The sequence below is a fragment of the Alloprevotella sp. OH1205_COT-284 genome (assembly GCF_003859795.1).
Classification (GTDB): Bacteria; Bacteroidota; Bacteroidia; order Bacteroidales; family Bacteroidaceae; genus Alloprevotella.
This window is the reverse complement of record NZ_RQYI01000002.1, coordinates 123,314-134,326: the sequence shown is the minus strand read 5'-3', so window position 1 is coordinate 134,326 and position 11,013 is coordinate 123,314. Positions and strand designations below refer to the sequence as shown.

Genomic DNA, 11,013 nt, shown 5'->3' with positions numbered 1-11,013 from the left:
TACTTTAGAGAATGGGAAATACAGTAAAACGATAACCTAAAATCAACACCACAAAACTCCCCCAGGCTTGGGTTAACCCAAAGCCTGGGGAAGGAACGGAGGGAAATCTTACACACTTTTTCGGACATTACCTTTCCTTGCTGATAAATGCTTGCGCAGATGCAAGAGAGTATAGCGCTGTCCTTTGAGCAAGTGCTTCTCCTTATGTTCGGCTCTTCTTACCGTATCCAAGGCTTTGTTGACATCTTGGATAAGATGGAATTTGTCATAGACAATTTGGGCATTGGGAAGATATTGCAGGCATCCGGCCGTAAATCCGGCCGACATGTCCATAGCTACGAGCTCTATCTGTCGACTATTTCCCCCATGACTGTGTAACCAATTGGTAAAGAGAGAAAAAGTTTCCGCACTCTTGCCTTCACAAACAAAGATGGTACTGCGTTTTTCCAAGTCTACAAATTGTGTGATATACTTATAACCCTTGCGGCGAGAGGTTTCATCGACACCAATATAGCGTACCCCGGACAAGTTCAACTCTCCTTTCTTCTTCTCCACCCAATGGTTGAACACGCGCCAAAGTCGCGGAGCGGTTTCCTTGACTTGGCGCGCCACGGCATTCATCGGCATTTCCTCCTGCACCAATGCCATCGTATAGGCTTCAAAAAGGAGGGTAAAGCCGGAATTCTTTCTGGTCCAAGGAACACTGACCGTTTCGATCTCTCCGCCCGAGCTGCGAAGACGAGGAACGCGAGCATGCAGATAACAGGCATGTTGGAAAAAGTTGAGATGACGCCAGGTCTTCTCTACCGTATCGTAGGCAGTAAGTTCGGCACCGGTGGAAGAGAGAAAGCGATACCCCTTCTCAAAATCCAACCAGATGTGGAGCTCTTGCCCGACCGCTCCTTCCACCTGAGAAAATTCTACTTTTACCACTTGCCAGGGCTTACTCAGATTCAGACCAAGCGTAAAGAGTGTTTGCAAATTATTATCCATAAGGCAAAGGTACAAAAAGGAAAAGACAAAATATGATTACCCACTAAAAACGTTATAGAGCCGACGTTTTTACAAAAAGAACATTGGAGAACTCACATCATGAGCAACGCACTTCCTAAAAAAACACGTTTGACGCGTATCCAAATGTGCGTTTGACAACATCGCGAAGAAAATAGAGGAGAGGGAGGTGGTTGTAGGGGGCAGAGAGCTTATAAAAGGAATGTGTAAGTCTTGCTTCCTCTCAGTTGTGGCTTGTCACCAGATCAGTATCTTTGTTTTTTCGGAGTTTAGACTGTTGTTTTTCAAAAATACTCGGTATCCGATGAAGTCAATTTGAAATAAATGCCTTAACTTTGCGTATTGTCTTTCGTTTTGAAGGCTTTCGCTTTATTGCGAATGGCAATGCGATAACCGAATATTCGTTTCTTATCACCAAAATATTCAAGAAACCGACCTATGTATAAAGAAAAGAAAGAAGATTTGCACAGCGTAATGCAGGATCTTCGGTATCTGAATCTGTTGGCACGTGATTTTCCTAATATTCCGAAAGTGACGACAGAAATAATCAATTTGGAAGCCATTTTACACCTTCCAAAGCCCACCGAACATTTTTTGGCCGACTTGCACGGAGAAAACGAAGCCTTTTTGCACGTGTTGCGCAATGCGTCGGGTAATATAAAGAGAAAAGTGCAGGAGCTGTTTGGTGCAACGATGCGCGAACAGGAAAAGAAAGACCTCTGCACTTTGATCTATTATCCCGAACAAAAATTGGAGTTGGTCAAGCAGTCGGATGAGCATATCGAAGACTATTATCAGTCCACTCTGCATCATTTGATCAAGGTGTGTCGAAGCGTGAGCAGCAAATATACTCGCTCGAAAGTGCGCAAAAGTTTGCCGGCCGAGTTTGCTTATATCATTGAGGAGCTTTTGCATGAGAGTAATGACGACCGTAATAAACAAGCTTATTATCAAGTCATTGTTCAAACCATCATCGACACGAAGCGTGCAGAGCCGTTCATCATCGAACTGTGTCACCTCATACAGCGATTGTCGATCGATCAACTCCATATTTTGGGAGATATTTATGATCGCGGCCCCGGAGCACATCTTATTATGGACAAACTATGCACCTACCATAAGTTAGACATTCAATGGGGAAATCATGACATCGTTTGGATGGGGGCTGCCGCCGGAAACAGAGCCTGTTTGGCTGCCGTCTTGCGCATGGCTTTGCGCTATGGCAACATGCAGACGCTCGAAGAGGGGTATGCCATCAACCTTGTTCCATTGGCCACTTTCGCCATGGAAACTTATGCTGATGACCCTTGTGAGTTGTTTGAACCCAAATGCTTGGGTAAGCATCAGCCGGGCGATAAGCAACGCAGACTGATGGCGCAAATGCACAAAGCCATTTCGGTGATACAATTTAAGGTGGAGAGCCAGCTCTATCGCCGTCATCCCGAATGGAAAATGGAAGATAGGTGTCTTCTTCATCAATGTGATTTTGCAGCAGGCACGATCACGCTCGAAGGCAAAACTTATGAATTGCAGGATAATTTCTTTCCGACCATTGACCCCGAACATCCCGATCGTCTTAGTGACGAAGAACGCGAGCTTGTCGAGCGTTTGCGTCGCAGTTTCCGCATGAGCGAGCGTTTGCAGCGACATGTGAGATGTCTGCTCACGCGCGGTTCGATGTTCAATGTCGTCAATTCCAATCTGCTCTATCACGCCGCTGTACCTCTCGAAGCCGATGGCAGTCTTAAAAAAGTTTCGCTCTTCGAACAAGAATGTAGCGGAATGAGATTGATGCAGCGCATTGACCAAACTGTGCGCACGGCTTATGATGAAGCGGCGGAAGATGATGAGAAGAGCAATGCCCGCGATTTCTTTTGGTATTTATGGTGTGGCCCCGACAGCCCGCTGTTCAATAAATCGAAGATGGCTACATTCGAGAGATATTTTATAGCCGATCGTGCAACTTGGAAAGAACAAAAAGGTTGGTATTTCCAATTGCGCGACGATGTTAAAATCTGCGATAATATTCTCGATGACTTTGAAGTGACAGGGGTGCATCGTCACATCATAAACGGTCACGTTCCCGTGCATGTTTCCGATGGCGAAAATCCGATCAAAGCCGATGGGCGATTGATGGTGATCGACGGAGGTTTTGCCGAAGCTTACCACCATACCACCGGCATTGCCGGCTATACGCTCGTTTATCATTCGAGAGGTTTTCAGCTTGTACAACACGAGCATTTTACCTCAACGGCCGAGGCCATTAAAAATGGTACCGACATTGTTTCGAGTACCCAGCTTGTCGAAATGACCGGTCATCGGGAAATGGTTTCGGAAACCGATAAAGGGGAAGAAATCAGAGCGCAGATTGCCGAACTCAAAAAATTGCTGCTTGCTTACCGAAAGGGATTTATCAAAGAAATAACTTGATTTTTTATTCCATACCTGTTCGGCAGCCGTCTTATTGCTGTGTCTTATCTCTTGCTTACACATGAAAAGTTTAAAAGAAATTTTCCGTATCGGCTACGGCCCCAGTAGTTCTCACACGATGGGGCCTCGCACCGCTGCCGAAAAATATCTGTCTCGACATCCCGAAGCTCCAAATTTTAAGGTGACGCTCTACGGCAGTCTTGCTGCCACCGGAAAGGGGCACTTGACCGATGCTGCCGTCACCGAGGTTTTGGGCGCGGAACGTACGCAAATTCAGTGGTGTCCCGAGATCGTGTTGCCTTATCATCCCAATGGCATGAAGTTTGAGGTCGTCACAGCGTCCGGTGCCGTTAAAGATCCTTGGACGGTCTATTCCGTCGGAGGCGGAGCACTTGCCGAAGAGGGAGAAGGCGCTACCGGAACACCGGACATCTATGAACTCAACCGCCTGAATGACATCATGGAGTGGTGTCGGCAGAGAGGAATGGACTATTGGAATTATGTGGACTATTGCGAAGGGCCCGAAATATGGGAATATCTTCGAGAAGTGTGGCATGTGATGAAATCTGCCGTGGAGCGTGGCCTCGAAAACGAAGGCGTGTTGCCCGGAGGGTTGAACCTTCAAAGAAAGGCACCGCGCTATTTCATTAAGGCCATGGGATATGGCAAAAATCTTCAATCCCGTGGCCTTGTCTTCTCCTATGCCTTGGCTGTGAGCGAAGAGAATGCCGGTGGGGGACGCATTGTCACCGCCCCCACTTGTGGGTCGTGTGGTGTCGTTCCATCTGTGCTCTACCATATTTCCAAAAGTCGGCAGGTGAGCGAAATACGCACTCTCCACGCCCTTGCCACTGCGGGAATTGTTGGCAATGTGGCGAAAACATTAGCTTCGATTTCCGGCGCCGAAGCCGGTTGTCAGGCCGAGGTCGGTGTGGCTTGTGCGATGGCCGCCGCCGCCGCCAATTATAGTTTCGGCGGTAGTTTGGGAACTATCGAATATGCCGCGGAAATGGGGCTTGAACATCATCTCGGCATGACTTGCGACCCGATATGCGGACTTGTGCAAATCCCCTGTATCGAACGTAACGCCCACGCCGCCGCTCGTGCGCTTGATGCCAATATTTATGCCACATTTGCGGAAGGGGTACATCACATATCCTATGATAAAGCCGTCATCGTGATGGGAAAAACCGGAAGAGATCTTCCGTCGCTCTATCGGGAAACTTCCGAAGGAGGCCTTGCGGAGGAATATCACAAGTAGCCTAAATTCTTTTTACTTCATCGATAAGGACTTAAATAATGTTTACTTTCCTCTTCCGATTTTGAACATTCGTCTTGTTTTTTGTATATTTGCACATAATGGCGTTTTCGATATTCATGTGTCGGAAATCTTCAAAATAGAATAGGTGATACTCAAAAATGGCTGGATATTTAGTCGAAGATACGAGAAAAGTGACCACTCACCGGTTGCTTGAAATGAAACAACAAGGAAAGAAAATAGCGATGCTTACGGCTTATGATTATACAACGGCAAGCATCGTTGATGGGGCAGGAGTGGACTGCATTTTGGTGGGCGATAGTGCTTCCAATGTGATGGCCGGTAACGTGACAACCCTTCCCATTACCCTTGATCAGATGATCTATCACGCCCGTTCCGTCACTCGTGCCGTGAAACGTGCCTTGGTGGTTTGCGACATGCCTTTCGGAACTTATCAGGTGAACCCCACGGAAGGTGTGAAAAATGCAATTCGCATCATGCAGGAAACGGGAGCCGATGCCCTTAAACTCGAAGGCGGTGTCGAAATATTGGATACCATTCAAAAAATATTGGAAGCGGGCATTCCCGTCATGGGACACCTCGGACTTACTCCTCAAAGCATCAATAAATTCGGAACGTATGCCGTGCGTGCCAAAGAAGAGGCCGAAGCCCGAAAACTTCTATCCGATGCCCAAGCACTCGAAAATGTTGGTTGTTTTGCACTTGTCACAGAGAAAATACCAGCCATACTCAATGCACAGGTTTGCGAACTTTGTTCGATTCCCGTGATTGGCATCGGTGCCGGTGCTTCCGACGGTCAAGTGTTAGTGGTCGATGACATGCTCGGCAAAAACAAGGACTTTTCTCCGAAATTTTTGAGGAGATACGCCGATCTGCACCAAATTATGACCGATGCCATCGGACAATATGTTTCCGATGTGAAAACTGGCGACTTTCCCAACGAAAAAGAGCGATATTGAACGACCGCCTCCCTATACACCACACTCATGCCTTTTCTCCTCCGACTGATTTTGACCCTTTGTATCGTGATAGGTGCAACCTTGCCGATCAATGCCGGGTATAGAAAAGCGAAAAAGCATCGCAATCTTTCGCCGGTCGAACGTGCCGTGCAAAATCAACCGGATATGTTGCCGACCAAATTGATGGCAATGACGCGACCAAAGGATACAGTCATCGAATTGGAACAACGCTCCAAACTTAATACGCGCTACCGTGAGGGCATTGATGTGAGTCGTTATCAAGGGGTGATCAATTGGCAACAAGTGGCTTCCGAAGGTGAAATAAGCTATGCTTACATAAAAGCCACCGAAGGAGCCAATCTGGTGGATCGCAAATATGCCTATAATCTGGCAGAGGCTCGCAGGGCTGGATTGAGTGTCGGAAGCTATCATTTTTATCGCCCCAATATCAGCGTGGATGAACAAGTGGAAAACATGACGACCAATGTCAGAAAAAGCGAACAAGACCTCGTGCCTCTCATAGATATAGAGGTGAGGGGGAAGGTTGGCTATGAACGATTTATCACTGACCTCATCGACTTTGTCGATCGAGTCGAGGCACATTACGGTCGGAAACCTTTGCTCTATACCTATCAAAATTTTTACAATAAATATCTTGTCGGACAATTTAGGGATTATCCGTGGATGATAGCCAAATATCAGGGGGATGAGCCTGTTTTGCGTGACGAACTTGATTATATGATATGGCAATATACGCAAACAGGGCGTATGCCGGGTATTCGAGGCAATGTCGATCGCAGTTGTCTGATGGGAAATTTCTCTTTGGAACTTTTGCAAATGTGAAAAAAAGGAGAAAAATGAGTTCGTTTTGATTTTTCTCCTTATCTTTGCACTACAATTATCTCGGGGTCGATCGGATTTGACAGCGGAACGAGGTGATCTGTAAGCACGCAGTGCGGATGAAAGCGGGCACTTTAATCTTGGCTTTCAAACAATTTATCTGGCGAAAATAATTACGCTCTCGCTGCTTAATCGAAGTATAGTAGATTGGCTTTATTCCTTCTCAAGGAGTTGGAACGAGACATCACCCAAGAGCACTTGCTCCTTTGCGTCTTGAAATGGTGGTGCTGTAAATAGGAGATAGATGCGGAATGCCTCGATTTTGCATTGAAATATTAGAGGATAAGGCAACGGAGAGGTAGCTTCCACCCAACCTTTGCACGAAAATCAATAGGAAGATAAGCGTGTAGAAAGCATATCAGTTCTCCGTTTGGACGAGGGTTCAATTCCCTCCGGCTCCACCATTCAAGTTTGTATATTAGGATTAAAAGACTGACACACATTTAGGTTTAGACTGCAACGGGGTGTGTCAAAAACTTTACCCTCCCAAACAACTATGACTTGTAAAGAATAACTGCATTCAAAGAGCCGAAAACTCATGAATGCAGTTGTTTTGTTGATATTGAAGAGTAAATAGGGATCAGCGGAAGATCCGTGGGGGCTATCGAAAGGCATCGGCAAGACGTGTTTGAGAAATCAAATTGCCGAGGTATGAATTAACTGGTTAGGACACGATCTCCCAGAATTTTGGCAAATTCCATTTCCGCCTTATTGATTTCCATAAGACGGCTCATCAGATGATTCATCTCTTCTTGGTTGTTGCTTACGGCATATTCTCTGAGCGTTTGCATCAATATCTCTTTTTCCACCATGAGAATAGCGTGCTTATAGTCATTGATTACTCTGGGAACAATCTCAATTAGACGTTTCTCCGCAGGTACATACAACTGTTGTTGCATGGTGGAAAGCAGATACCGTTCGTCGGTAAGTTTTGCTGCCAATAAGCTGATTTCGGGATTATGGTGTAGTGGGAAATATTTACGCGCTTGAAAATCGGGAGTGCGACATAAACGAGCGGCTTCTTCCAAAATCTCTTGGTGAAGGGGAAGTTGTAGTTTAATGCCATCTGCTGTTAATTCATCGAAGATATAGGGGGCAACAAGAGGACTGTCGAACTTTTCTGTGGGTGAAGAGGGCGGTGCTTCTTTTCCTATTTTCCTTTCGACTTTCTCCGGGGCGGCTAATAAGGGATATTCCCCATAGCGTACGATTACCATTATCAGCTGACGTTCGCAGGCTTCAAATTTTCTTTTTGCAGGAGATATAACATTGAAAATATCATTGTCGGCCGGTTTTTCAGTTGTATTCTGGGGTTCTCCGTCTTTTCCTTCTCCTTGAATTTCCTTGTTGTCGGCAGATGTTGTTTGCAAACTTGCCGAGGAGAGGTCGGTAGAAGATATGTTTGAGATAATTGAAGCGTTTTCCGAATTGATTCCCGAAGCCGATTTCCTGTTTTCTTTCTGAGCTTTTCTGTTTTCTTCCGCAACTTCGCTTACGATAATCCGTTCTTCTATTCCCAAGCGCGAAGACAATTCGTGTATGTAGACTTGTCTGACAATATGGCTCGGAATGACGGCGATGCTTTTTACGATGTCGCGAATGACATCTGCCCGACGAGTAGGATCTCCGGCAGCACCTTTCATGAGCAGGTCGGTCTTGAAGCGTATGAAATCCGTTTGGTGCTCTTCTATGTATTGTCGAAACTCTTCGGCAGAATGGCTTTGTGCGAAACTGTCCGGATCTTCTCCGTCGGGTAAAAGCAACACCTTAATGTTCAATCCTTCTGAGAGAAGAATGTCTATGCCGCGCAGTGAGGCATGGATGCCGGCCGCATCGCCGTCGTAGAGAACGGTGACATTGTTTGTGAAACGATGTATCAGTCGCACTTGTTCGGGAGTCAATGCCGTTCCGCTGGATGCCACAACATTTTCTACGCCGTTTTGATGCATCGAAATAACGTCCAAATAGCCTTCAACGAGGTAGCAACGATCTTGTTTCACAATGGCCTGTTTGGCCAGATAGAGCCCGTAGAGTTCTTTTTTCTTGGAATATATTTCAGACTCCGGCGAATTGACGTATTTTCCAACCTTTTTATTCTCGGTGTTTAAGATACGCCCTCCGAAAGCCACAACCCGTCCGGAAACGGTATGTACGGGAAAGATGACTCGACCATGATAACGATCAAGAAGTTTGCCATCATCGGTACGATAGCATAATCCGGTTGCCTCAATGTATTTTTCCTCAAAACCTTTGCTCTTAGCCTTAATGGCAAAAGCATCGCGTTGCTCCGGAGAATATCCCAATTGAAATTTTCGGATAATATCATCTCTCAATCCTCTTCTGCGAAAATAACTCATGCCGATGGCTATTCCGTCTACATGATTGTGAAGTGTGTCCGAAAAGAAATCGCGTGCCCAATCATTTAAGACGAACATCGCCTCTCGCATTGCGGCGGCTGTTTTCTCTTCCTCGGTTTGCTCTTTCTCCCTTACTTCGATACCATATTTTCGTCCGAGCCATTTCAGTGCTTCCGTATAGCCCATTTGCTCGTGTTGCATCACGAAGTTGATGACATTGCCACCTCCTCCGCAACTAAAACATTTGCAGATCTGTTTGGACGGTGAAACCATGAACGACGGGGTCTTTTCGTTGTGAAACGGACATAATCCCTTGTAGTTGGCTCCGGAGCGTCTGAGTGTGACAAAGTCCCCCACCACATCGACGATGTCGGCGGCAGCCATAATTTTTTCTATGGTCAAACGGTCTATCATGTGGAGGTGTTTTGTGGGTGAAATGCACGCGCGGAGCGTAGCAATGTTGTTTTCGGAAGGTTCATTTCAACATGCGAATATACATCTTTTTCAACACACAATCCAACCAAAGTAAAAAAAAGATGTATCTTTGTTGTTGTTAAGTTTAAGAATATGGTGTGTCGTTTTTTTTCTCTCTTCGTTTTCTTTTGGAGCTGTCTTGTTTTATCGGCTCAGCAAGATGCATATCGTCAATATATTGACACCTACAAGACGATGGCGGTTGATCAAATGATGCGTTATCGGATTCCGGCCAGTATAAAACTTGCACAAGGGCTGCTTGAAAGCAATGCCGGGCGTTCCACTCTTGCAACAATGGCCAACAATCATTTCGGGATCAAGACGGGAGGCGGTTGGAACGGGCCTTATGTGCTTCGAGATGATGATGCCCCCAATGAGCGATTTCGGAAATATAAGAATCCTGCTGAAAGTTTCGAGGACCACTCCTTGTTTTTGAGCAAACGAGGACGTTATTCCAATTTGTTTCACCTTCACCCTCACGACTACAAAGGCTGGGCTTATGGCTTAAAGGCGGCCGGCTATGCCACCAATCCTCAGTATGCGGAAATTCTGATCGGAATTATAGAGCGATACGGGCTTCACGAGTTCGATCGTGTCAAATACAGCCGTTTGTCGCACGGACGACAAGCCGAAGCCATGGGACGCCGGCTTTACCTTTGCAATGATTTAGTGTATTTGATTGCTGAAAAAGGCGACTCTTTTTCTTCTCTCGCCAAAGATTTCAAAATACGAGAGAAACGTTTGCGCAAATACAACGAAGTCGATAAGTATTACGAACTTGCGGAAGGAGATGTGGTCTATTTGAAAAAGAAAAAACGCCATGTGGCCAAAGCTATTCGCAATACGCTCCATACCATTCAACCGGGCGAATCGATGTATGGCATTGCTCAACGATACGGCATTCGTCTGGCTTATCTCTACAAGTGGAACTTACTGCCCGAAGACTATACTGCTACGAGTGGAGACAGACTTTTACTCCGATGAAAACAAAGCGAAGGCTATGCCATGCTTCTCTTCGATATGGCTGTGTATGATCGCTCTTTTTTTCAAAGTGGGCAACTCGATGTAGAGTTGTCCGCTTTCTTTTTGTAATTTCATGTCTTCTAAAAAGCGAAGCCCTGCCGTGTCACACAATTTGTAGACAGCCTCTTTTGCACACCACATCAAGCAGGCTTGTTGCTCGTTGTTGGCCAACGGCAACTCATCGTTCGACAAAAAACGATGGCGAAGTTTATAGGCTCTTTCTCCAAAACATTCCACATCCAAACCAATCTCTCGCCCTTTTGGGGCAAGAGCCAGAGCTGCCCATTCGGAAGAATGCGAAACACTGATTTCAAAATCCGCATTGATGTCATGGCTTAATTGAGGCTTTCCGCTTGGAAGATATGTCAGCTCTGCCTCCGTTCCCAAAAGATGGTGTAGCAGACATCGTGTAGCCAACCATTCTTTTCGGCGACGAGCCGACCGAAAGCGAGCCGCCGTTTCGGCATACTTCTTGTCGGGGGGCAAAATAAGCAACATCTCGTCTTCGCGCTCATCTATGCGCCAAAACGAGATGCTTATGGGGGAAAATGTTATTGTTTTCAGAAATGGCATTTCAATA

At 46.1% G+C, this 11,013-nt stretch carries 8 protein-coding genes and 1 other RNA gene; 6 read left to right on the top strand and 3 right to left on the bottom strand.

Going from position 1 to position 11,013, the window contains the following annotated elements:
• Positions 1-108 precede the first annotated feature (108 nt).
• The gene (locus tag EII14_RS01485; RefSeq protein ID WP_124930797.1) at positions 109-993 is read right to left on the bottom strand and encodes an ISL3 family transposase; all 885 of its coding nucleotides are present in this window, start codon (positions 991-993) and stop codon (positions 109-111) included.
• Positions 994-1,449: 456 nt separating this feature from the next.
• Between EII14_RS01485 and EII14_RS01480 the strand changes: the two genes are divergently transcribed.
• The 5 genes from EII14_RS01480 (at position 1,450) to ssrA (ending at position 6,983) form a co-directional block, all read left to right on the top strand.
• Positions 1,450-3,441, top strand: a complete 1,992-nt coding sequence (locus EII14_RS01480; protein ID WP_124930796.1) for a fructose-1,6-bisphosphatase — start codon at positions 1,450-1,452, stop codon at positions 3,439-3,441.
• Between the two features lie 61 nt (positions 3,442-3,502).
• On the top strand, positions 3,503-4,702 hold the full coding sequence (locus tag EII14_RS01475) for an L-serine ammonia-lyase, iron-sulfur-dependent, subunit alpha (protein ID WP_124930795.1): 1,200 nt from the start codon (positions 3,503-3,505) through the stop codon (positions 4,700-4,702).
• A gap of 158 nt (positions 4,703-4,860) precedes the next feature.
• Positions 4,861-5,679 (top strand): 3-methyl-2-oxobutanoate hydroxymethyltransferase, encoded by an 819-nt coding sequence (gene panB / locus EII14_RS01470; RefSeq protein ID WP_124930794.1) that lies wholly within the window; start codon positions 4,861-4,863, stop codon positions 5,677-5,679.
• Positions 5,680-5,706: 27 nt separating this feature from the next.
• Positions 5,707-6,522: a glycoside hydrolase family 25 protein gene (locus tag EII14_RS01465; RefSeq protein ID WP_124930793.1), complete on the top strand. Its 816-nt coding sequence runs from the start codon at positions 5,707-5,709 to the stop codon at positions 6,520-6,522.
• 62 nt (positions 6,523-6,584) lie between these two features.
• Positions 6,585-6,983, top strand: a transfer-messenger RNA (tmRNA) gene (gene ssrA / locus EII14_RS01460).
• 252 nt (positions 6,984-7,235) lie between these two features.
• Here the strand turns inward: ssrA and dnaG are convergent.
• The gene (gene dnaG, locus EII14_RS01455) at positions 7,236-9,350 is read right to left on the bottom strand and encodes a DNA primase (RefSeq protein WP_124930792.1); all 2,115 of its coding nucleotides are present in this window, start codon (positions 9,348-9,350) and stop codon (positions 7,236-7,238) included.
• A 255-nt stretch (positions 9,351-9,605) separates the two neighbouring features.
• Here dnaG and EII14_RS01450 point away from each other — a divergent pair, with 255 nt between their 5' ends.
• The gene (locus tag EII14_RS01450; RefSeq protein WP_233569327.1) at positions 9,606-10,394 is read left to right on the top strand and encodes a glucosaminidase domain-containing protein; all 789 of its coding nucleotides are present in this window, start codon (positions 9,606-9,608) and stop codon (positions 10,392-10,394) included.
• Here the strand turns inward: EII14_RS01450 and EII14_RS01445 are convergent.
• On the bottom strand, positions 10,383-11,006 hold the full coding sequence (locus EII14_RS01445; RefSeq protein WP_124930790.1) for a 4'-phosphopantetheinyl transferase superfamily protein: 624 nt from the start codon (positions 11,004-11,006) through the stop codon (positions 10,383-10,385). The genes EII14_RS01450 and EII14_RS01445 overlap by 12 nt on opposite strands.
• Between the last annotated feature and the right edge of the window lie 7 nt (positions 11,007-11,013).

What these genes read in the sequence shown, in the direction of transcription:
- EII14_RS01475 (WP_124930795.1), top strand. Translation starts at nt 3,503, where the DNA reads ATGAAAAGTTTAAAAGAAATTTTCCGTATCGGCTACGGCCCCAGTAGT.
- EII14_RS01445 (WP_124930790.1), bottom strand. Translation starts at nt 11,006, where the DNA reads ATGCCATTTCTGAAAACAATAACATTTTCCCCCATAAGCATCTCGTTT.
- panB (WP_124930794.1), top strand. Translation starts at nt 4,861, where the DNA reads ATGGCTGGATATTTAGTCGAAGATACGAGAAAAGTGACCACTCACCGG.
- EII14_RS01450 (WP_233569327.1), top strand. Translation starts at nt 9,606, where the DNA reads ATGGCGGTTGATCAAATGATGCGTTATCGGATTCCGGCCAGTATAAAA.
- EII14_RS01485 (WP_124930797.1), bottom strand. Translation starts at nt 993, where the DNA reads ATGGATAATAATTTGCAAACACTCTTTACGCTTGGTCTGAATCTGAGT.
- EII14_RS01465 (WP_124930793.1), top strand. Translation starts at nt 5,707, where the DNA reads ATGCCTTTTCTCCTCCGACTGATTTTGACCCTTTGTATCGTGATAGGT.
- EII14_RS01480 (WP_124930796.1), top strand. Translation starts at nt 1,450, where the DNA reads ATGTATAAAGAAAAGAAAGAAGATTTGCACAGCGTAATGCAGGATCTT.
- dnaG (WP_124930792.1), bottom strand. Translation starts at nt 9,350, where the DNA reads ATGATAGACCGTTTGACCATAGAAAAAATTATGGCTGCCGCCGACATC.